21 protein-coding genes and 1 pseudogene are annotated in these 21,198 nt (G+C 39.6%); 21 read left to right on the plus strand and 1 reads right to left on the minus strand.

What is annotated here, in order from left to right:
• Positions 1–128: 128 nt before the first annotated feature.
• The 21 genes and pseudogenes from NQ489_RS04495 (at position 129) to NQ489_RS04590 (ending at position 20,067) form a co-directional block, all read left to right on the plus strand.
• Positions 129–500, plus strand: a complete 372-nt coding sequence (locus NQ489_RS04495; protein ID WP_021651281.1) for a hypothetical protein — start codon at positions 129–131, stop codon at positions 498–500.
• Positions 501–502: 2 nt separating this feature from the next.
• The gene (gene rfbC, locus NQ489_RS04500; RefSeq protein WP_021651282.1) at positions 503–1,066 is read left to right on the plus strand and encodes a dTDP-4-dehydrorhamnose 3,5-epimerase; all 564 of its coding nucleotides are present in this window, start codon (positions 503–505) and stop codon (positions 1,064–1,066) included.
• A gap of 15 nt (positions 1,067–1,081) precedes the next feature.
• Complete coding sequence (locus tag NQ489_RS04505) at positions 1,082–2,017, plus strand: NAD-dependent epimerase/dehydratase family protein (protein ID WP_021651283.1); 936 nt, start codon at positions 1,082–1,084, stop codon at positions 2,015–2,017.
• An 18-nt stretch (positions 2,018–2,035) separates the two neighbouring features.
• A complete protein-coding gene (locus NQ489_RS04510; RefSeq protein WP_021651284.1) occupies positions 2,036–3,052 on the plus strand; it encodes a glycosyltransferase family 8 protein in 1,017 nt (338 codons plus the stop codon).
• Between the two features lie 4 nt (positions 3,053–3,056).
• The gene (locus NQ489_RS04515; protein WP_021651285.1) at positions 3,057–4,034 is read left to right on the plus strand and encodes a glycosyltransferase family 2 protein; all 978 of its coding nucleotides are present in this window, start codon (positions 3,057–3,059) and stop codon (positions 4,032–4,034) included.
• Between the two features lie 11 nt (positions 4,035–4,045).
• Complete coding sequence (locus NQ489_RS04520) at positions 4,046–5,116, plus strand: acyltransferase (RefSeq protein ID WP_198013387.1); 1,071 nt, start codon at positions 4,046–4,048, stop codon at positions 5,114–5,116.
• Between the two features lie 31 nt (positions 5,117–5,147).
• On the plus strand, positions 5,148–5,969 hold the full coding sequence (locus tag NQ489_RS04525) for a glycosyltransferase family 32 protein (RefSeq protein WP_021651287.1): 822 nt from the start codon (positions 5,148–5,150) through the stop codon (positions 5,967–5,969).
• 20 nt (positions 5,970–5,989) lie between these two features.
• Positions 5,990–6,949 carry a glycosyltransferase family 2 protein gene (locus NQ489_RS04530; RefSeq protein ID WP_044961433.1) on the plus strand — a complete coding sequence of 320 codons (960 nt, stop codon included), beginning with the start codon at positions 5,990–5,992 and terminating at the stop codon, positions 6,947–6,949.
• Positions 6,946–8,244 carry an O-antigen ligase family protein gene (locus tag NQ489_RS04535; protein WP_021651289.1) on the plus strand — a complete coding sequence of 433 codons (1,299 nt, stop codon included), beginning with the start codon at positions 6,946–6,948 and terminating at the stop codon, positions 8,242–8,244. The genes NQ489_RS04530 and NQ489_RS04535 overlap by 4 nt, the downstream gene beginning before the upstream one ends.
• Positions 8,241–9,350, plus strand: a complete 1,110-nt coding sequence (locus NQ489_RS04540) for a polysaccharide pyruvyl transferase family protein (RefSeq protein WP_021651290.1) — start codon at positions 8,241–8,243, stop codon at positions 9,348–9,350. Before NQ489_RS04535 ends, NQ489_RS04540 begins: the two co-directional genes overlap by 4 nt.
• 13 nt (positions 9,351–9,363) lie before the next feature.
• Positions 9,364–10,776: a lipopolysaccharide biosynthesis protein gene (locus tag NQ489_RS04545; protein WP_021651291.1), complete on the plus strand. Its 1,413-nt coding sequence runs from the start codon at positions 9,364–9,366 to the stop codon at positions 10,774–10,776.
• A gap of 2 nt (positions 10,777–10,778) precedes the next feature.
• Positions 10,779–11,753 carry a Coenzyme F420 hydrogenase/dehydrogenase, beta subunit C-terminal domain gene (locus NQ489_RS04550; protein WP_021651292.1) on the plus strand — a complete coding sequence of 325 codons (975 nt, stop codon included), beginning with the start codon at positions 10,779–10,781 and terminating at the stop codon, positions 11,751–11,753.
• A 133-nt stretch (positions 11,754–11,886) separates the two neighbouring features.
• Positions 11,887–12,033: a hypothetical protein gene (locus tag NQ489_RS17945; protein WP_442863929.1), complete on the plus strand. Its 147-nt coding sequence runs from the start codon at positions 11,887–11,889 to the stop codon at positions 12,031–12,033.
• 110 nt (positions 12,034–12,143) lie between these two features.
• The gene (tnpA, locus tag NQ489_RS04555; protein WP_198013380.1) at positions 12,144–12,557 is read left to right on the plus strand and encodes an IS66 family insertion sequence element accessory protein TnpA; all 414 of its coding nucleotides are present in this window, start codon (positions 12,144–12,146) and stop codon (positions 12,555–12,557) included.
• Positions 12,551–12,895, plus strand: a complete 345-nt coding sequence (gene tnpB / locus NQ489_RS04560; protein ID WP_009246070.1) for an IS66 family insertion sequence element accessory protein TnpB — start codon at positions 12,551–12,553, stop codon at positions 12,893–12,895. Before tnpA ends, tnpB begins: the two co-directional genes overlap by 7 nt.
• A 150-nt stretch (positions 12,896–13,045) precedes the next feature.
• Positions 13,046–14,662, plus strand: a complete 1,617-nt coding sequence (locus NQ489_RS04565) for an IS66-like element ISRgn2 family transposase (RefSeq protein WP_021650231.1) — start codon at positions 13,046–13,048, stop codon at positions 14,660–14,662.
• A gap of 139 nt (positions 14,663–14,801) precedes the next feature.
• Positions 14,802–15,587 carry an acyltransferase family protein gene (locus NQ489_RS04570; protein ID WP_021652122.1) on the plus strand — a complete coding sequence of 262 codons (786 nt, stop codon included), beginning with the start codon at positions 14,802–14,804 and terminating at the stop codon, positions 15,585–15,587.
• 5 nt (positions 15,588–15,592) lie between these two features.
• Positions 15,593–16,978 carry a phosphoglucosamine mutase gene (glmM, locus tag NQ489_RS04575; RefSeq protein WP_021652123.1) on the plus strand — a complete coding sequence of 462 codons (1,386 nt, stop codon included), beginning with the start codon at positions 15,593–15,595 and terminating at the stop codon, positions 16,976–16,978.
• Between the two features lie 94 nt (positions 16,979–17,072).
• Complete coding sequence (glmS, locus tag NQ489_RS04580; RefSeq protein WP_021652124.1) at positions 17,073–18,941, plus strand: glutamine--fructose-6-phosphate transaminase (isomerizing); 1,869 nt, start codon at positions 17,073–17,075, stop codon at positions 18,939–18,941.
• A gap of 6 nt (positions 18,942–18,947) precedes the next feature.
• Positions 18,948–19,151, plus strand: a complete 204-nt coding sequence (locus NQ489_RS04585; RefSeq protein WP_021652125.1) for a 4Fe-4S binding protein — start codon at positions 18,948–18,950, stop codon at positions 19,149–19,151.
• An 8-nt stretch (positions 19,152–19,159) separates the two neighbouring features.
• Positions 19,160–20,067, plus strand: a pseudogene (locus NQ489_RS04590) (sugar phosphate nucleotidyltransferase).
• Positions 20,068–20,134: 67 nt separating this feature from the next.
• Here NQ489_RS04590 and NQ489_RS04595 read toward each other — a convergent pair.
• Positions 20,135–21,073, minus strand: a complete 939-nt coding sequence (locus tag NQ489_RS04595) for an Rpn family recombination-promoting nuclease/putative transposase (protein ID WP_021652128.1) — start codon at positions 21,071–21,073, stop codon at positions 20,135–20,137.
• Positions 21,074–21,198 lie beyond the last annotated feature (125 nt).

Raw genomic sequence — 21,198 nt, forward strand, 5'->3', positions numbered from 1 at the left:
TTACTTTTGAAAATAAAAGAAGAAAAATTGATCCCGCTGAAGGACTGGGGGATCAATTGTTTTTAGCTGTGGCATCACTGACTCCTATTGTAAACGTTGACATTCTTATTGTTAAAGAGTGAAAGGTTTTGCTTTCATGGAGAGATGATGAACAATGCGGAGCTGGATGGCATTTGCCAGGAGGATGTGTCCGATTAAAAGAAACCTTAGAACAAAGACTTCATGTCTGTGCTAAAAGTGAACTTGGTACAGATGTTCTCTGTGATATGAAACCCGTATTAATTACGGAGAATATTGAGCCAAAAAGAGATAGGGGGCGAACCCATTTTATTTCGTTCCTTTATCAGTGTGTGCTTGTAGATAAAGTTCAACTTCGACTGCTTGACAACCAAGAAATAAAAGGTCATCTTGGCTGGTTTAATCATATACCGGAACATTTCCTTCCGGTTCAAGATTTTTATCGAGAGACGATAACTAAGATTTTAGAACAGGGGGATTAGTAATGCCTTTTGAATTTAAGAAAACCGAAATTGAGGGTTTAATGCTTATAAAGCCACATATGTATCCAGACGAGCGCGGTTTGTATAAAAAATATTATGAAAAAAATATTTTTGCAGAGAATGGTATAACATGTGAATTTACAGAAAGCAGTGATTTATATTCTAAAAAGGGAGCTTTAAGAGGGCTTCATTATCAAACAGTGGATTCGCAAGCAAAACTTATACACGTCATATCTGGTGTTTTATTTGATGTAGCTCTTGATTTAAGAGAGAATTCTCCGACCTTTGGTCAATACCATACTGAGCTTTTAAAGGCTGAAGATCAATTTGTAACATATATCCCGGAGGGATTTGCTCACGGATTTATTTCGCTTACTAATGATACGATTTTCTCTTATCAGTGTTCGGGAAGGTATGTTCCGTCAGCGTGTGGAGGTATTCGTTGGAATGATCCGGAATTAAATATCCCATGGCCGCTTAAAGAATATGGGGTAGAACATATTATTGCAACCGAGAAAGACAAAAATTGGCCAACATTAGCTGAATATATTGAATTAAGAAAGTAACGGAGGAGCGGAGTGATGAAAAAAGCAATTGTAACAGGAGCAACAGGATTTATTGGAAAATTTCTCGTAAGAGAACTTGTGAAACAGAATGTGGAAGTCATTGCAGTTGTGCGACGGGGAACAAAAAATCTTAATACGATCAATGCTTTGCCGGTAAAGATAGTGGAGTGCAACATTGCAGATTATCATATGCTGCCTGATATGATTGCTGATCGAGATATTGACGTTGTCTTTCATATTGCCTGGCAGGGAGTATCTGATCTGGATGCTCGAAACGAAGCGATTCAGATGCAGAACTTACAGTCAACACTTGATTTGATTGATGCTATGCATATTATGAGAATTGGCTGCTTTATTGGTTGCGGAAGTATGCATGAAGCAGAGTCGCTGGTTGAGATGAATGAAGATAAAGTGATTTCGAACCTTGGGTATATGTATAAGGCAACAAAAACAGCGGCTCACTGGATTGGAAAGGCAAAATGTGGAACTTATGGAATTCGCTTTTTCTGGCCTTTGATTAATACATATGGCGAAGAGGAAAGATCCGCTCGGCTTGTTAACACAATAATTCGTAAAGTTCTTCATGGAGAGTCGCCTGATTTATCAGCAGGAAATCAGTATTATGATTTTGTTCATGTTTCGGATGTCGCCAGAGCTCTTATTCTAATTGCAGAAAAAGGCGTGGATGGAACTAATTATACGATTGGCTCCGGTGATGCAAAACCGTTAAAGGAATTTTTAAAGATTGTTGGACAAGTTGCTAATGATTTACACGATGGTGAGCCAGTTGAGTTAGGGTTTGGAAAAATAACATCAAATGTCATTTCTTTACCGATAACAACATTTGATGTTACTAAACTTTATAAAGATACTGGATTTAAACCCTTGATTCCTTTTAGGAAGGGGATTGAGCGAACAGCTCGATGGATTAAAGAAGATGAAGGAATGTAAAGGATATACGGTGGGAAGATGGATATTTTGTACTCAAGTAGTGACAGCTATGCCTTTTTGACAGGTATTTCAATATTGTCATTGTTAGAAAATAATAGAGAGTGTGATGCTATCCATATTTATATTATGGATAATCATATTTCAGATATAAATAAAAATAAATTGATTGAAGTTGTTAAGGAGTATCGGCGTGACATCTCTTTTGTTCCGATGCCTGACATGAAAGAACTTACCGGACAAGAAATAGACACAAGAAGATGGAATATCAGTACTTTTGGCCGGTTATATATGGCAAGTGCATTGCCTGAAACAGTACATAAAGTTCTGAATATTGACTGTGATACTATTATTGTAGATACTATTGAACCATTGTGGAATACGGATATGACGGGAAAAGTATTTGGTGGAATGCTGGAATGTATTAATGACCGTTACAGACGTAATGTGGGGAAAAATGATGGCGACTATTATTTGAATGGTGGTATTGTGTTTTTGAATCTCGACGAAGTACGTGTTGGGAATTACGAAAGAAAATTCACGGATTACATTACAAAATACGGTAGCAGTCTAGCATACTTAGATCAGGATGTTTTGAATGGTGTTGTGGAACAAGAGAAGAAAGTAAAACTTCCTATGCGTTATAACACGCTTTCGATTTATTTTTATGCTACATATGAGCAGGTGCTAAAAATCAGGAGATCGAAAAGCCAAGATTTTTACAGTAAAGAAGAATTTTCAGAAGCCATATCAAACCCCGGCTTAGTACACTTTACAACATGTTTTTTGGATGGTCTAAGGCCTTGGATAAAAGGAAATCAACATCCATATTTAAAAACTTTCTTAAAGTATAAAGAAATGTCACCGTGGAGAGATATTCCACTTCAGGAGGATAAGAGAAGTGGTTTGGTTAAGTTTAGAACTACGATGATTCGTAAAGCACCACGATTTGTACTTTGTGAAGTGGCATCTGTGCTGCATGGTGTCATAATTCCTGAGAAGAACTATAAACGAATGCAAGAAAGAGTAAAAGAGTGAGAAGATGCCAGAGTTTAGTATTATTGTCCCAATATATAAGGTTGAAAAGTATTTAGAGATATGTATTGACAGCATTATTGGACAGTCTTTTTGTAATTTTGAATTAATACTGGTTGATGATGGTTCACCAGATACCTGTGGAGAAATCTGTGATAGGTATAGCTCGTCAGACACACGTGTAAAAGTAGTTCATAAAGAAAATGGTGGGTTATCAAGTGCAAGAAATGCAGGATTGGATATTGCCACCGGTAAGTATGTCATCTTTATTGATAGTGATGATTTTTGGGATGATGCTAGTGCTCTTGAGCACATTCACATTAACCTTACAGAAACGGATGCTGACGTACTTGTATTCACTGCAAAGAGATACTATGAGAGTGAAGATAAATATACTTATATCATCACCTCAGACGTGGACAGGACGAAGATTATAGATAAAGATGTTAATGCATCAATCCGTTATATGATTGAAAATAATATTTATCGAGCAGCAGCATGGAATAAAGTGGTTAAAAAATCTATTATTGACAGCTATTCGATGAGATTTAAAGACGGATATCTTAGTGAGGACATGGATTGGTGTGGAGATCTCCTTCTTTATGCGCAACGGTTTGATTTTTATGATAATCCATTCTATGCGTATAGACAACAACGGAATGGTTCAATTACTGCTGGAAAAGCTGAAAAGTTAATCTCCGATAAGCTTTATATGTGTGAGAAAGGTTATAGACAGGCACTAAAGCTGGAGGACAAGGAAAAGACTGAATTGCTTGCTTCTTATTATGCATATGAGTATTCTGTTCTTCTAGGGGTATCTTCAGGAGTAAAGAATAGGGAACTCTTGAGTAAAGTTAAGAATCTGCAAATTTTATTGAATTATGACATTAGTAGAAAAGTCAAGAAAGTTAAAAAATTAAAAAAATATATTGGATATTCGTTAACAAGAAGAGCATTATGCTTTTTTGTCAAGATAAAGAAATAGGTGTGGAAGCTATGGAAAGAAAAAGAATTGAATATATTGATTGGCTGAGAATAATTAGTGCTATTGCAGTCATTGGAATTCATATAACGATGACACAGCCAAATAATTATTCAGTGCAGGAGATTGGAAAGAGCAATTATACCATACTTACATGTGTATATACGCTGATTCAGTGGGCAGTACCGGTTTTTCTGATGATCAGCGGTAATTTGCTTTTGCATTCAAATAAGCTGGCATTTACAAAGGTAAAGAAAATGAGCCTTCGAATGGGAGCGGTATTACTTTTATTTGGCAGTGCCTTTGCTCTTTTGGAACAAGTATTTGAAAGAAAAACATTAGAAATAGGAATGCTACCAAATTCAGTGCTGATGACTCTTCAACAGAAAAGTTGGTCGCATCTTTGGTATTTATATATTCTAATTGGTATCTACTTGATTCTTATTCCTTTGAAGAGATTTATCGATAATTCAAGTAATAGAGAAATTTGCATATTTACGGCGATATTAATTTTTGGAAACTTTGTTATCCCAACAATTAATATTGCCTTTGGTACGAAGATAGAAAATTATATGCTGTTTACGCAGTATGTAACATATGTTTTGCTCGGTTACATTATTGGTGGACTCCATGCTGAGGATAATGGCAGAGAGAAAAAAGCAATAGATAACATCACTAACCGGGGAGGGGTACAGCTCGGATTGTGGCTGTTTGCCTCTGTAATAAAAATTATTATACAGTACGCTGCTGTTATGAGATGCGGAGAGGGCTCTGCATTGATTCTGGGAGATAGAATATTTACTATGATCCAGGCACTGTCAGTATTCTGTTTGTTCAAAAAATACATGGACAGTATACATGTGGGAAGACTAGCAAAATCAATCAGTAGGTGTAGTTTTGGCATTTATTTGATTCATCCGTTCTTTATCAATCTTCTATATAAGATGGTGGACATTACCCCTACTAATTTTCCTCTGTTAGGAATAGGATTTGCTATTCCGCTGTTATGGTTTATTGTGTTTCTGCTCTCTTGGGGAGCAACATTTATAATGTTAAAGATTCCGGGCTTGAAAGATCTTTTATAAGAGAATTAGTAAATTTAAAGGAGTATAGATTGTGATAACGAAAACAATACACTATTGCTGGTTTGGCAGAGGTGAACTGCCGGAGAAGGCAAAACAATGCATTGAATCTTGGAAAAAATTTTGCCCAGATTATGAAATCAAAGAGTGGAATGAAGATAATTTTGACATGAATAGTTGCGCATATGTAAAAGAGGCATATGAAGCAAAAAAATGGGCATTTGTAAGTGATTATGCACGTTTTGAAATCTTGTATAAATACGGAGGATTGTATTTCGATACAGATGTTGAATTAGTAAAATCTTTTGATGATATTGTTTCTAAAGGAACATTTATGGGGCTACAACCTGGGAAGAAAACTGTACATGGTATGGAGTATGAGGTGAATCCAGGACTGGGATTGGGTTCGGAACCGGGGGTTGAAGTTTTCAAAGAGATAATCGAGTTTTACCATCAATTACATTTCGTCACTGGAAATGGCGGTCAGAATATTAAAACAATTGTTGATTATACTACCGAAATTTTGAAAAAACATGGTATGGTTAATGCAAATATCATACAGCAAGTAGCTGGGATAACAGTTTATCCGGCAGATTTCTTTTGCCCGTTAGATTTTAATACCGGAGTCCTCACAACAACCGAAAATACACATTCCATACATCATTTTGTTGCGAGCTGGTTTACGCCTTTGGATTGGGCTATATTAAAAATTGAAAGAAAGTTTGGAAATGGAGGAAAAGGCAGATATCTTTTGGGGCAAATCTTAATGCTTCCTTTACGAATTGTACGTAAAGTAAGAAATGTTGGATTTGTTTCGGCTTTAAAAATTGGATTTGGTAAAATGACAATGAAGTGAGACGGGATATCAATATTATTATGAAAATCAGTATTATAGTACCAGTATACAATGCAGAAAAAACAATTGAATATTGTATAGATAGTATTATAACCCAGAAGACAAAATTCGAGATAGAGTTAATTTTGGTTGAGGACTATTCAACTGACAGATCGTATGAAATATGCTTAGCGTTGAAGAAAAAATATACTGAAATCAAACTCTATCGAACTAATGGTAAGGGTGTATCAGCGGCCAGAAATACTGGTTTATCACACAGTACTGGGGATGTTGTAGGATTCTGTGATTCTGATGATATTTATGAGAAAGATGTTTTTGAAAAGGTAAGGTTGTTTTTTGAGAATAAAGATATAGATATTGTAATCGGTGGATTTTATTACTCAAAAAAGGATAGTTTAAATACTGTTGTTCAAGAAACTCACTCTCATAATAGACAAAGAAATGTTGAAGGTCATTTACTATATAACATGATTCTTAATGATGGGCGTATTCTGGGTAGCGTTTGTAACAAGTTCTATCGAGCTGAAAGTATAAGGGATTTTTCTTTTTTAACGGAACTAGAATATTGCGAAGACTTGGTTTTTAATGCAGAGTTGGTAGAAAAGAATAACTTGAAAGCTGTTATTGTAGGATATCCTATTTATCATTACATAATAAATGAAGAGAGTGCAACAAATAATAAAGATAGATTGTTTACAAATGATTCGAGATTAAAATATATAGTTGCTCTCGAAAGGCTGCTAGGTGAGGCATCTGATAGGAAGTATAAAGCTTTTACTGAATATAAAATTGTCACTTTAGCTTTAGATTTTCTGTTCCATGACTACGTTGATGGAGAACGTAAATCCAACTTGAAAGAAGCAGTTGATAAATATAAGTGGGGATTTTTGAATACTATCATTGTAAATCTTCCGTTTGGAGGTTTAAAGTGGCTTGTTAAAGGCTTTATAGTTTCAATAAGGGGGTTGAGAGGAAATTGAAGATTAAGATTAGAGATATATATAATTTTATAGGAGTTTTTCTTCTTTGTGCACTCTATTTCTTTGAAACGCCAATTTCTCTTTTGGGGACACAATTATTAATAGTGTTGCAAATTGGTATTACTTTATGCTTTATAATGGCTGCATCAGTGCACGGAAGAATAAGTTATTCGAAAAAAGTCTATCCATACACACTGATGTGGATAATGATGATTCCGTTTTTTTTGTATGGACTTTTACATAGTGAAAAAATGGTTGTTTTTCGTATACTTTTTGGAATCATTGTTTGTCTATTTCTTGCAACACAAGACGACTGGATAAATAATTTAAAAAAGATGTTGCTGCTTTTTTCAGGAAGCGCCGTTTTTTTTACCTTTTTCTTTTGGCTGATTCCGAGTTTATACAGCTATGTTGTTGATTTTTATGGATATTATCCTCCTGGGACTGGACAGTTAAAATACGGATATAGAGCAGGAATAACAGCTCATTATTCACAAAACGGTATATTTATTGCTGTTTTTATCATGACGCTTGTAACTCTGATTCTTGCTGAATCAGCAAGAAAAAAAAGTAGATATACAAATAGGTTAAGACTAATAATTGCTGGGATAGCTTTTCTGGCCTTTCTGCTAAATGGTAAACGAGGTACTCTGGTTTGGTGTATTGTCGCAATTATCTTGACATGGTTTGTTTCGACAGAGCAAAAATCAAAATTTGTTACTAGATTGATTATTATAGCCTGTGTCAGCGTCGTCCTTCTTCAATTTGCGGTTGAGAATATACCTTCTTTGAATTTTATTGTAGAGAGATTTTCAGAGTTGGGCTCTGATAATAGTTCAACCGATAGATTTGCAATGTGGGGACTTGCAATATTGAATTTCACCAAATCTCCTCTGCTAGGTATTGGATTTTTGAATTTTCGAGAACAATATAGCACAAATTTGGCGGCACAGTTTATTCGTGATCTAACAGATATTTCATCGTATCGGCGTCTGGATGCACATAATGTATATATTCAGGTTTTGTGCGAAATGGGTATTATTGGATTTGTATTATATACTGGTGCCATTATTCTTTTACTTAAGTATACGATTAAAGCACTTAAATATTTCTCAAAGACACAAGAGTATCAGTATAAGTATGCTGCAATGCTGTCATTCTGTTTTCAGATTTTTTATTTGTTATACAGTTTGTCTGGAAACTGTCTTTATGATATGACATTTTATTTATATATCATTGCAATGGCTATAACTGGCGCACTTAATTTTAGGATAGATAAGCAGAGGTTAGAATGAAAAAGATAGGAATATTAACATTTCATAATGCATATAATTTCGGAGCGGTTTTACAGGCTTATGCGCTTAAAGAGTATTTGCAGAAAAATTCCAATTGCACTGTTGAAATTGTAAATTATAAGAACGAACAAATCGAAAAAGAAAAATCAAGATGGAAGAGTCTGTTCAACAACAATGTCATAAAAGAACTTGCACGCAATCTTTTGACGACACCATATTATTTGAAATTAGATAAAGTGTTTTCTAAATTTGTCAATAAATACTTGACAGCAGATAATGAAATTAAAAAGGAAGATCTGTCATCTCTCAAGTATGACCTATATCTTGTTGGTTCAGATCAGGTTTGGAATATAACTCTTACGGGAAATGACAAAACTTTTTTTTGTGATTTTGCAATGCCAGAATCCATTTGCTGCTCATATGCTGCAAGTATAGGCAGTTCTGCATTTTCAAATGAAGAATTACAAAATTACAAACAATTGATTGATAGATTTGCCCTTATTTCTTTTCGGGAAAAAGAACTGGTTTCGATTTTTGAAAAAATTGCTTCAGAGAAAAAAATATGTTCTGTTGTTGATCCTGTTTTTCTTTTAAAGCAAGACGAATGGAATACAATGGCTAGTTCTATTGTCAGGAAACCATATGTTCTATTCTTCTGCGTAGGATATAATGATGAATTAGATCAAACATTAGAATTTGCAAAGAACCTTGCTAATGAGAAAAACATGGAGCTGCTTTATTTGTCTAATCAAGACATATGGTATAAGCACCGAGAATTACACCATTGTGGAGCTGCATCACCATGTGAATTTCTTGGGTATATTAGAAATGCAAGTTATGTGGTTACAAATTCATTTCATGCAACTGCGTTTTCGATAATTTTCCATCGTGAATTCTACTCTGAAATCGGTCTTAAGAGAAATGGAAGAATAAAAAATATCCTTAATTTGACTGGCTTGCAGGATCACGCGATTAATCGTGGTATTAATAAGGAGAACACATTTAAAGGAAAAATAGATTGGTCAAAGGTTGATGTTCGTCTGAATTTAGAAAAAGAAAAATCATACAAATTTTTGCGGTCTGTAGTAGACTTGATAGAAAAGTAATGGGGGTAAAATAGTGAGTAGAAGTAAGGAACTTGTAAAAAATACGGCAATTCTTACAATAGGCAAAATGTGTACCCAGTTTGTAAGTTTTTTACTTTTGCCCTTATATACAGCTTTATTATCTACAGAAGAATACGGAATTGTTGATCTTTTTACAACATATATAGCATTGATTTTGCCTTTGGTCTGTTGGCAGTTAGATCAAGGAATTTTTCGTTTTATGATAGACTGCAGAGAAGATGAGACAAAGACTAAGGCATTATTCTCAAGTATTACATCAGTAAATGTTGTTCAAGCACTTGCAGTGGTATTGATTTATTTATGCTTACAACCGTTCAGCTCATCAGAATATAAGATTTATTTGTTGATTGGTGTAGTTTTAAACATCTTTTCAGGTTTATTAATGCAATTTGCCCGCGGATTGGGGGATATGCTGGCATATTCCGTGAGTAGCTTTTTAACCGCTGCAAGTACAGTGGTTCTTAATGTTGTTTTTGTCGCGGTTCTAAAATTAGGAGCACATGGCATGTTTATAGCTACTATGTGCGGAAGTGCAATTAATTGTATATACTTGTTCTTTAAGTTAAAAGCATGGAAATATTACAAGCCCAAGCTAGTGGATTTATCGCTTATTAAGGAAGTTTGTGGTTATTCATTGCCACTTGTGCCTAATCAAATCTCTGGCTGGATTTTAAGTGCTTCTGACAGAACAATCATTGCAAAATTTTTAAGTGTTGCGGAGAATGGAGTATATTCTGTCGCAAATAAATTTTCAAATTTAGTGGGCACTTTTTACGGTTTTTTTAATTTGGCCTGGGTGGAGACTGTTTCAGTACACTATAATGACAGTGATAGAGACGAGTTTATCGGTGACATGATGGAGACAGTTTCTAACTTGTTTGTTTCGATATGTGTTGGAATTATTGCAATTATGCCTTTTGTATTTCCGGTCATGGTAAATCAACAGTATGGAAATGCTTATTATCAGATTCCGATTTTGCTGATTGCAGTTATCTTCCAAATTCTTGTAGGTTTGTATAGCGCTATATACATTGCATTAAAGAAGTCAAGCACTATTGCTAGAACAACAATTGCAGGAGCAATAATAAATGTTCTAGTCAACTTGGCACTAATTAGGTTTATAGGTTTGTACGCAGCATCTATTTCAACATTAGTATCTTATGCTAGTACGGCTTTATATAGAAGAATTGATATCAGAAAGTATATTAAAATTAAAGTAAATGTCAAAAATATATTACTCAATAGTGTTGCTGTTGTATTTGTTACATTGTCTTACTATTTTAATATTACTATTCTTAATGTAGCCGCCCTGGTGATTGCTTGTATATATGCAGTTGGAATAAATTGGAAGCTAATCAAAATGTTCTTTGCTGAAATTAGAAAATATAAGAAAGAGGGGAATTAGTTATGGAAGAGAATAATATGCAATCCCCTAAAAAGGTAATTTGCTGTAAATTAAAAGACACTGAGAAATTGATGGCAAGTCAGTCAGGTGGCGCCTTTACTGCAATTGCAACTGCGTTTTTAAAGTGCGGTGGAATTGTTTATGGCTGCGAAATGGATAACTCAAATCAGGCAGTCTATAAAAGAATAGATCATATAGAAAAGCTTGAAGAAATAAAAGGTTCAAAATACGTTCAGGCTAAATTGGGAAATACTTACGCAGGTATTGAAGCTGATTTGAAATTGGGAAGGATAGTGTTATTTTCTGGAACTCCGTGCTATGTAATGGCTGTAAAACAATACTTTTCGAGAAGCAAATTTTATTATAATCTCTATACAGTAGATTTAATCTGCCATGGCGTGCCTAGTCCTAGGGTATATAATAGCTATTTACACTATTTGGAAAGAAAAATGAAAAGTAAGATTAAAGAATTCATCTTTCGAGATAAAATCGGGGGGTGGCACAAGCACGTGGAAAAAATAATATATGAAAATGGCAAGATAGAATATAGAGATGGATACACGCAATTATTCTATACTAATTTACCATTAAGAAGATCGTGCGGTGAATGTCCTTTTTCAACGATAAAAAGATGCGGTGATTTTACTGTAGGTGATTTTTGGGGCGTTCAGGATGTTTTGCCTGAATTTGATGACAATAAAGGAGTTTCTCTTTTATTCTTTAATAATGATCGTGCACTTGAACGATTTGATTCATTTAAGGAAATGCTAAAATATCAAGAAATCTCTGTTACCGACGCGGTGCGGCAACCAAATTTAAAGGGACATTCTGTTATTCCTAAGAATGTTAATGCGTTTTGGAGAGACTTTCAGAAAAAGGGAATAGGATATTGTATTTCTTTTTACTCACCAGCAGGTATTCCATTTCGAATCAAGAGAAAAATTAAATATATTTATTCAAAAGTTACTAGAAAATAAAATATGGGTATGTTGATTATTGACAAAGCTGCAGAGGGGAAGATAATCTTGAGAGCAGAGCAGAGCAGAGCAGAGCAGAGCAGAGCAGAGCAGAGCAGATAATATTGACATTCTGAAAGCGATATGTGCTTTCTTGATTGTTTGTATTCATGCTCCGTTTCCGGGAAAGTTCGGTGCATATTTTACGACACTGACTAGAGTAGCGGTTCCCATTTTCTTTATGATTACGGGATACTTTTATGGTAAGCGCAAAATAATTCGACGGATTGTGTTGCCCTAAAAATCATTCCATAATAATCATTAGAAAATGCAAGCATTTCACTTTATCTTCTCTTGCCAGAAATGATAGATGCGAGCATTTTACTCTATCCGATTTATGGAGGTGTGCTCATGAGAAGCAAAAGAATACCTGCCGAAGAACAATACCGTCTCATCATGGAATGCCGTCAAAGTGGATTGACCGATCATCAATGGTGTGTGGAACACGACATCAAACCGGGGACTTTTTACAACTGGGTAAAAAGGCTGCGTCAGAAAGGTTGTGTGGATTTGCCAGCGTCAACCGGACGCAGCTATCGTGCACCGGAAAGCCAGGAAGTTGTCAGAATGGATTTTCATGATACTGACCCGCTCCCATATGAACAGCCATTCAATGTGATTCCGGTAGCTACGGAAAGAAATAACCTTTCCGTAGCAGAGCCAATGAAGCTGTCTGTAGGAAGCTTCCATCTAACAATACCAAATGGAACAGATCCTCAGCTTCTGGCTCAAACGCTCCGCATTGTGAAGGAGTTGGAATGTTAGGGGATATCACAGCCGCCGATGAAATCTATATCGTAACAGGCAGAACGGATATGCGGAAATCCATTGACGGGCTGTGTGCTATTGTAGAGGATCAACTCCATATGGATCCAAGGCGAAGTGCCCTGTATCTTTTCTGTGGAAAACGTTGTGACAGGATCAAAGCTTTGCTCTGGGAGTCTGACGGATTTGTGCTGCTGTATAAACGCATGGAAGTCCAGGGCAGGTTCCGCTGGCCCAGAAATCAGCTGGAAGTAAAGCAACTGACCTGGCAGCAATTCGACTGGCTCATGTCCGGGCTTGAAATCGAACAGCCAAAGGCATTCAAACCTACGGAATGATCGCGTAAAACATCTATGCCAACCAACAGAAAGGGAGGGGGTTCTCACCCTATATCATGTCTGAAATCCCTTGTAAATACTGGGTTTTCTGCTTCTTTTTCATTGCTTTTTATGGTATAATAAGAGCAGTGAAAAAGGAGCAGAAAACATATGGCCGGTAATTCAAAAGATTCAAAAATCCTCGCGTACAAGGACCTGATCAACCAACTGAATAAGACGATTTCCACACAGACAGAACTGATCCAGTCTTTACAAAAAACATTGGAAGCAGACCGTCTGGAAAAAGAAAACCTTCGTCAGCAGATTGAATATCTCACGAAGAAGCTTTTTGGTACTTCCAGTGAAAAACGGAAAGATATCGATGGTCAGCTGAATCTTTTTGATGAAGCCGAGCAGGAAGCAGATCCGACATGGAAACAGGAACTTCCTGATGACATCACTGTTCCGGAACATAAGCGAAAAGCACGACGGACACATGCAGATCTCTTTAAAAATGTTCCTTCCTGCGACGAGATCATTTCTCTTCCGGAGGAGGAGCGGAACTGTCCAACCTGCGGAACACAGATGGAATGTATTGGGAAAGAATTCGTCCGCCATGAATTCCGGTTTACCCCTGCCAAAGGGAAAGTAGTAAATATCTATCGTGAAACCTATAAATGCCCGGAATGTGCCATATCAGAGGAACACCCGGATGATCAGACATTTGTCAAAGCGCCTGTCCAGGAACCATTGATCCCAGAAAGTTATGCATCGGAATCCGTTGTAGGATGGGCAATGCACCAGAAGTACCAGAATGGCCTGCCATTAAACCGGCAGGAATCGGAATGGAAGCAGCTGGGTGTCCCATTAAGCCGGGCTACGCTTGCTAACTGGATCATTTACTGTGCCGAGAATTACCTCTGTCATGTTTATGATTATTTTCACCGTCAGTTACGGATGCGTAAATATCTGATGGCAGATGAAACCCGGGTTCAGGTACTGAATGAGCCGGAGCGCAATCCTGAAACAGGTTCCTGGATGTGGCTCTTCCGCAGTGGAGAAGATGGGCTTCCGCCGATCCTGCTCTATCATTACACAGAGACAAGGGCAAAGTTCCATGCAGCATCTTTCTTGCAGGGGTTCAGCGGATATCTGGAGACTGATGGATACCAGGGTTATAACAATCTGCCGGATATCAAACGCTGCTCTTGCTGGGCACATGTGAGACGTTACTTCACAGATGCCATACCGAAAGGGAAAGAGTATGATTACAGCCTTCCGGCAGTGCAGGGAGTACAGTTCTGCTCCAAGCTGTTTGATTGTGAGCGGTACTCAAAAGCAAAAAATCATACTGCGGAGCAGAGAAAACAGTTCCGTCTTGAAAAGGAGAAGCCGATACTGGAGGCATTCTGGAATTGGCTGGATCAACAGCGTCCAAATAAGGGAACCCGTTTGGCGAAAGCGGTGAACTATGCCCAAAATCGGAAAGACACCCTGATGACCTATCTGGAAGACGGTCATTGCAGTTTATCCAATAATCTTAGCGAGAATGCAATCAGACCATTCACTGTTGGCCGGAAAAACTGGCTGTTCAGTGCCAGTCCGAAGGGAGCTGCCTCTAGCGCTATTGTGTATACAATGGTTGAGATGGCAAAAGCGAATGACCTGAATACCTACAAATATCTGACATACCTCTTATCACAGCGGCCAGACGCTAAAATGTCAGATGAACAGCTGGAACAGCTTGCCCCATGGAGCGAGACTGCGAAAGCGAACTGTCAAAACTAAACATAGAGTAAAACGCTTGCATCTATCATTTTGGTGCAAGCGTGATTCATGGGCAGCGTAGCAATATTTTGCGCTTACCTTTTATGGGGATACTGTTGCACGGCATAAGGAAAATCGACAGATCAGGAAAATATTCTACTTGGTTGTAAGGGCAAATTCAATTTTCTTTATTTGGAATATTGCGCTCGGTATCCTCAAAAGAGATAGCATAGTAACCTATGTCCGGAAAATTTTTACTGGAAAGAGCATTCTGAAGTTCTTGGTATTGAATGAATCACCGTTGGCAGGGCACCTTTGGTATTTAGGAGCAATTCTTTATGTGCTAGTGATTGTTCTGCTGGTGGACAGATTTAACTGCAAAAAGGTTTTATACTATTTAACTCCGGTTCTGCTCATTGCAGATTTGGTGTTTGGAAAGTATTCGCTGCTCATTTTCCATCGGGAGTTTCCGTACATATTAGTTAGAAATTTCCTTTGTGTAGGAATACCATATTTTTGTATTGGAAATCTCATCAGAGAAAAACGGTGCTCTGAAAAATGGAATAGAAAAATACTTCAGGTGCTGATTGTAGTTTTTACGATAACCAGTCTTGCAGAAAGATTTGTTTTGGTGAGTGCAGGATTGAATGCAACAAGAGATCATTATCTCAGTACGACTTTCTTGGCAATCTGTCTTTTTGTATATACTCTCAAGAGCAATTGGCATAATAAAGGATTGGCTGTAATTGGAAGGAAATGTTCCACATGGCTTTATATTATTCATCCGATTTTCATTACGGCCTTTTCAGTCGCAACAGGTAAGCTCGGCATAAAATCGATTTACAGATGCGTTGCACCGATTGTGACTTATTGTGCAACATTAACGTTCTTAATCGTTATGTGTAGACTTAAATCGCTTTTAGTAAAAAATAATCAAAGGAAATAGTTAAAATGTCAAAATACTTTGGAACCGATGGCTTCCGTGGTGAAGCCGGAATTACATTAACAGCAGGCCATGCTTATAAAGTGGGTCGCTTCCTCGGCTGGTATTATAATGCACTGCGTGAGCGCAATGGTGACAACAATCCTGCTCATATCGTCATCGGCAAGGACACCCGTCGCAGCTCCTATATGTTCGAGTACAGTCTGGTTGCAGGTCTGATGGCCTCTGGAGCAGATGCTTGTCTGCTACACGTCACCACCACTCCTTCCGTGGCGTACATCGCTCGCGTGGATGACTTTGACTGTGGTATTATGATTTCCGCGAGCCACAACCCCTACTACGATAATGGCATCAAGTTGATCGACTGCTACGGTGAGAAGATGCCTGAGGAGACTCTGCTGCTGGTGGAAGACTACATCGACGGCAAGCTCCATGTTTTTGATAAGGACTGGCCGGAGTTGCCCTTTGCCCACCGTGAGCATATTGGCTGTACTGTGGATTACATCTCCGGTCGTAACCGCTACATGGGCTACCTGATCTCTCTGGGTATATACTCCTTCAAGGGTGTCAAGGTCGGTCTGGACTGTGCCAATGGCTCCAGCTGGAATATCGCAAAGTCCGTGTTCGATGCTCTTGGCGCGGACACTTATGTTATTAACAACAAACCGAATGGCTTGAACATCAATAACAATGCTGGCTCCACTCACATCGAGGGTCTCCAGAAGTTTGTTGTGGAAAATCATCTGGATGTTGGTTTTGCTTACGATGGTGATGCCGACCGCTGCCTGTGTGTGGACGAAAAGGGCAATGTTATCACTGGCGACCATATCCTTTACATTTATGGTTGCTACATGAAGGAACGTGGTAAGCTGTTAAATAATACTGTTGTCACCACAGTTATGTCCAACTTTGGTCTCTACAAGGCTTTCGATGAGCAAGGTATCGGTTACGCTAAGACCGCTGTCGGCGATAAGTATGTTTATGAGTATATGGCCAAGAACGGCTGCCGTGTCGGTGGTGAGCAAAGCGGCCATATCATCTTCTCCAAGTATGCGAGCACTGGTGATGGCATTCTGACCAGCCTGAAAATGAAGGAAGTCATGCTGGCTAAGAAGAAGCCGATGAGTGAGCTGGCAGCACCGCTGAAAATTTATCCGCAGGTGTTGGAAAATGTCCGTGTGACCGATAAGAAGGCTGCACAGAATGATCCTGTTGTTCAGGAAGCTGTGTCTAAGGTTGATGAAGCACTGGGCGATACTGGTCGTATTCTGGTGCGTGAGTCCGGCACTGAGCCTGTGGTGCGTGTCATGGTGGAAGCACCAGATCATGATACTTGCCAGAAGTATGTTGACGAAGTGGTTAATGTGATCTGCGAAAAGGGATATAAGGCGTAAAGTCAATGACGACTCTGGCAATTACCCGGAGTCGTTTTGCATAAGAGGGAAAGTATAATAGACGAGAGAAGTAAATATCGGGAGGGATAAACCTATGTGTGGAATCGTTGGTTTTACAGGAAACCGACAGGCAGCACCGATCCTGCTGGATGGTCTGTCGAAACTGGAATATAGAGGATATGATTCGGCCGGACTGGCTGTCCGTGATGGAGAGAATCTGGCACAAGTCGTGAAAGCAAAGGGTCGCCTGTCTAATCTGATCGAGAAAACGGATAACGGTAATGCTTTGAAAGGAACTTGCGGTATCGGCCATACTCGCTGGGCAACACATGGTGAGCCGAGCCAGACCAATGCCCATCCGCATGTTTCCGGCAACTGCATTTGTTCTGGTTCCGGTCCAGTCGAATCTGAGGTTGTCGGTGTACATAACGGTATCATCGAGAACTATACTGAACTGAAGGAAAAACTGCTGAAGCACGGTTACACATTCTACAGCCAGACCGATACGGAAGTAGTTGTTAAACTGGTTGATTACTATTATAAGAAGTATAACCTTGGCCCCATCGATGCCATTGCGAAGACAATGGTTCGTGTCCGTGGTTCCTATGCTTTGGAGCTGATGTTCCGTGACTATCCGGGCGAGATCTGGGTAGCGCGTAAGGACAGCCCGATGATCATCGGTATTGCGGATGGTGAAACTTATGTGGCTTCGGATGTTCCGGCAATCCTGAAATACACTCGCAATGTGTATTATATTGGAAACCTTGAGTTTGCAAAACTTGTTCCGGGTGAGGCTCATTTCTATGACCTGAATGGTGATGAAATCGAAAAGCAGACCACCGAGATCAAGTGGGATGCAGAAGCGGCTGAAAAGGGCGGCTTTGAGCATTTCATGATGAAAGAGATTCATGAGCAGCCGAAAGCTGTCCAGGATACTCTTAATTCCGTAATCAAGAACGGAGTTATCAATCTGTCCAGCGTGGAGATTACCGAAGATGAGATTAAGAATTTCGAGCAGATTTATATTGTTGCTTGTGGTTCTGCATGGCATGTGGGCATGGCTGCTCAGTATGTGCTGGAAGATATGGCAGACATCCCGGTGCGTGTGGAACTTGCATCTGAGTTCCGCTACCGTAAGATGCCGCTCAATCAGAAAGCACTGGTGATCGTTGTTAGCCAGTCTGGTGAGACAGCGGATACACTGGCAGCATTGCGTCTTGCAAAAGAAAAGGGCATCACCACAATGGCTATCGTTAATGTGGTAGGCAGCAGCATCGCGCGTGAAGCTGATAAAGTGTTCTACACACTTGCTGGACCGGAAATCTCTGTTGCTACGACAAAGGCATACAGTGCACAGCTTGCCGCTATGTACTGCCTGGCAGTGCAGTTTGCGAAGGTCAGAGGAAAAATCACGGATGAGCAGTACAGCTATTATATTTCTGAACTGCAGACTATCCCGGAGAAGATACAGAAGATTCTGGAAGACAAAGAGCGTATCCAGTGGTTCGCGGCAAAGTACGCCAACGCTCATGATGTGTTCTTTGTTGGTCGTGGTATCGACTATGCAGTCAGCCTGGAAGGCAGCTTGAAGCTGAAAGAAATCAGCTATATCCACTCCGAGGCATACGCAGCAGGTGAGCTGAAGCACGGCACCATCAGCCTGATTGAGCAGGGAACACTGGTCATCGGTGTGTTAACTCAGAGTGAACTGTATGAGAAGACTGTAAGCAATATGCTGGAGTGCAAGAGCCGTGGGGCTTATCTGATGGGACTGACTACTTATGGCAAGTACGAGATTGAAGATCAGGTGAACTTCACAGTCTATGTCCCGAAGGTAGACGAGCATTTCATTGGCAGTCTGACCGTGATTCCGCTGCAGTTGCTGGGATACTATGTATCTGTGGCAAAGGGCCTCGATGTGGATAAGCCGAGAAACCTTGCAAAGAGTGTGACGGTGGAGTGATTGGATATGGAAAGAGAAATACCAGTACTATATAAAAGAAAAGAAGAATGCTGTGGTTGCACGGCCTGTTATGCCATCTGCCCGAAAGAAGCTATTTCTATGGTAGAGGATGAAGAAGGCTTTGAGTATCCACAGATAGATGAAAGTAAATGTGTTCGTTGCTATCAGTGCATTAAGGTATGCCCAATTAAAGCAACACGAGCACATTAAGGAGAGATATGAACACAACATTACTTATCATGGCGGCCGGAATAGGCAGCCGATTTGGAACAGGAATTAAACAGTTGGAGCCGGTTGATGATGCAAACCATATCATCATGGACTACTCAATCCATGATGCGATTGAGGCTGGTTTCAATCATGTGGTATTTATTATCCGTAAGGATATCGAGAAAGAGTTCAAAGAGGTCATCGGCAATCGCATTGCCTCCATTTGTTCCTCTCATAATGTAACTGTGGACTACGCTTTTCAGGATATCAACGATATTCCGGGAGAACTTCCGGCAGGCCGTACAAAGCCGTGGGGAACTGGGCAGGCCGTGCTTGCAGCGAAGAAGGTAATCATGACCCCGTTCATTGTGATTAATGCAGATGATTACTATGGCAAGGAAGGCTTCAAGGCCGTCCACGAGTATCTTGTAGATGGCGGTGAGTCTTGCATGGCAGGTTTTGTCTTGAAGAACACACTGTCCGATAACGGTGGTGTGACCCGTGGTATCTGCAAGATGGATGAGGGAAATAACTTGACAGAGGTTGTGGAAACAAAGAACATTGTAAAGACAGCAACCGGAGCAGAAGCAGACGGTGTGGCTGTCGATGTGAATTCTCTGGTATCTATGAATATGTGTGGGGATTGACTCCTGATTTTCTGGATGTGCTGGAAGAGGGCTTCAAAGAGTTCTTCGAGAAAGAAGTACCGGGTAATCCTCAGAAAGCCGAGTATCTGATTCCAATCTTTATCGGTGAACTTCTGGCAGAGGATAAGATGTCTGTTAAGGTGCTGCGGACTAATGATACATGGTATGGCATGACCTATAAAGAGGATGTTGCGGTTGTAAAAGAGAGTTTTCGTGGTATGCTGGAGCGTGGTGTTTATAAAGAAGAACTGTTCTGTGATATAAAGTAATATTGGTATTGTAAAATAGCAAAATGCTCAGATCCCTCACAAAGGATCTGAGCATTTTCAATACGAACTATTTCTTCTGTAATTTCAGCACGTCCTCAAGAGAAAGGCCTGAAAATCTGGAGATGTCTTCAGGGGAGAATCGTGAATCCTGAAGCATACGCTGTGCTGTCAGCATAGCTTGTTCCTGGCGGCCTTCGGCACGCGCATCATCGCACATTTCCTGAACAGCCTGACACATATTAACACTCCCTTCTGTTTCTGTGAAACGTAAGTTGATACCGGTTATGGAGTCGATGACCCGGGCTGCTTTGAGCTCGAGTGACCGGAAGCCGAGACTCTGTGAGGTAAGCTCCTGAAGCTTCCGTTTATCTTTGGAATATTTGATGAAGAGCATGACTTCTTTGAGATTGCTCTGGAGTTTGTCAAGTTCTTCATCCTTTATCTCGGCAGGTGAGAAGAGATTGATCCGGTAATCCGGGACCATGGAAAGAATTTCGGGGTCCTGGACAGAGAGCATTTCGTGGAGGCTCCTGGGAGCGTTCCAGGTGTCGGAACCGAAGTACACGACCGTGGTTATGACCGGGATGAGCCGGTCATCCTTGTAGAAGCCGGTGAGATATTCTCCGGATGTAGAAGGCCATTGCTTTGCTTCTCTGCGTGATCTGGCGGAATTTTCTACCTGCCCTGCGTATTCTAATGCATCATAGACCATGTTTTTGACCGGCATTGCGTAGTGTGTTTCCGATTGATTTTCAATCCCCAGGAGAAGATAGATCCTTGAATCATCGTGCATAACATTAAGAGATTTGAATTCGTCCCGGAATTTCTGGACGGGAACTTCTGAAGTGCCGGATCCGTAGGGGACAGCGAGAGCTGTGGTATCCAGTGGATGAAGAGTGTCAGGGTCTATGACGTTTTTTCCTTTGTACAGCATATGGTTGAACACATCCGCAAAAACGCGGTTGTCAGCCATGTAATCTTTGGTGATGGTATCCTTTGTACCCATAGGTTTCACCACCTTCGATCTGTTTATGTGATCAGAGTAGTTTATTATCTGATCCAGTTACAGGGTATCATACATTTTGGTGTTTGAGAAGCGGATATCTGATATTTTATCGGGATTTTACAGTG

The organism is Blautia sp. KLE_1732_HM_1032 (assembly GCF_025147905.1).
In the GTDB taxonomy this organism is placed as follows: domain Bacteria; phylum Bacillota; class Clostridia; order Lachnospirales; family Lachnospiraceae; genus Blautia_A; species Blautia_A fusiformis.

What these genes read in the sequence shown, in the direction of transcription:
- NQ489_RS04585 (WP_021652125.1), top strand. Translation starts at nt 18,948, where the DNA reads ATGGAAAGAGAAATACCAGTACTATATAAAAGAAAAGAAGAATGCTGT.
- NQ489_RS04505 (WP_021651283.1), top strand. Translation starts at nt 1,082, where the DNA reads ATGAAAAAAGCAATTGTAACAGGAGCAACAGGATTTATTGGAAAATTT.
- tnpB (WP_009246070.1), top strand. Translation starts at nt 12,551, where the DNA reads ATGTTAGGGGATATCACAGCCGCCGATGAAATCTATATCGTAACAGGC.
- tnpA (WP_198013380.1), top strand. Translation starts at nt 12,144, where the DNA reads ATGAGAAGCAAAAGAATACCTGCCGAAGAACAATACCGTCTCATCATG.
- rfbC (WP_021651282.1), top strand. Translation starts at nt 503, where the DNA reads ATGCCTTTTGAATTTAAGAAAACCGAAATTGAGGGTTTAATGCTTATA.
- glmM (WP_021652123.1), top strand. Translation starts at nt 15,593, where the DNA reads ATGTCAAAATACTTTGGAACCGATGGCTTCCGTGGTGAAGCCGGAATT.
- NQ489_RS04515 (WP_021651285.1), top strand. Translation starts at nt 3,057, where the DNA reads ATGCCAGAGTTTAGTATTATTGTCCCAATATATAAGGTTGAAAAGTAT.
- NQ489_RS04540 (WP_021651290.1), top strand. Translation starts at nt 8,241, where the DNA reads ATGAAAAAGATAGGAATATTAACATTTCATAATGCATATAATTTCGGA.
- NQ489_RS04510 (WP_021651284.1), top strand. Translation starts at nt 2,036, where the DNA reads ATGGATATTTTGTACTCAAGTAGTGACAGCTATGCCTTTTTGACAGGT.
- NQ489_RS04595 (WP_021652128.1), bottom strand. Translation starts at nt 21,073, where the DNA reads ATGGGTACAAAGGATACCATCACCAAAGATTACATGGCTGACAACCGC.
- NQ489_RS04550 (WP_021651292.1), top strand. Translation starts at nt 10,779, where the DNA reads ATGGAAGAGAATAATATGCAATCCCCTAAAAAGGTAATTTGCTGTAAA.
- NQ489_RS04520 (WP_198013387.1), top strand. Translation starts at nt 4,046, where the DNA reads ATGGAAAGAAAAAGAATTGAATATATTGATTGGCTGAGAATAATTAGT.
- NQ489_RS04565 (WP_021650231.1), top strand. Translation starts at nt 13,046, where the DNA reads ATGGCCGGTAATTCAAAAGATTCAAAAATCCTCGCGTACAAGGACCTG.
- glmS (WP_021652124.1), top strand. Translation starts at nt 17,073, where the DNA reads ATGTGTGGAATCGTTGGTTTTACAGGAAACCGACAGGCAGCACCGATC.
- NQ489_RS04530 (WP_044961433.1), top strand. Translation starts at nt 5,990, where the DNA reads ATGAAAATCAGTATTATAGTACCAGTATACAATGCAGAAAAAACAATT.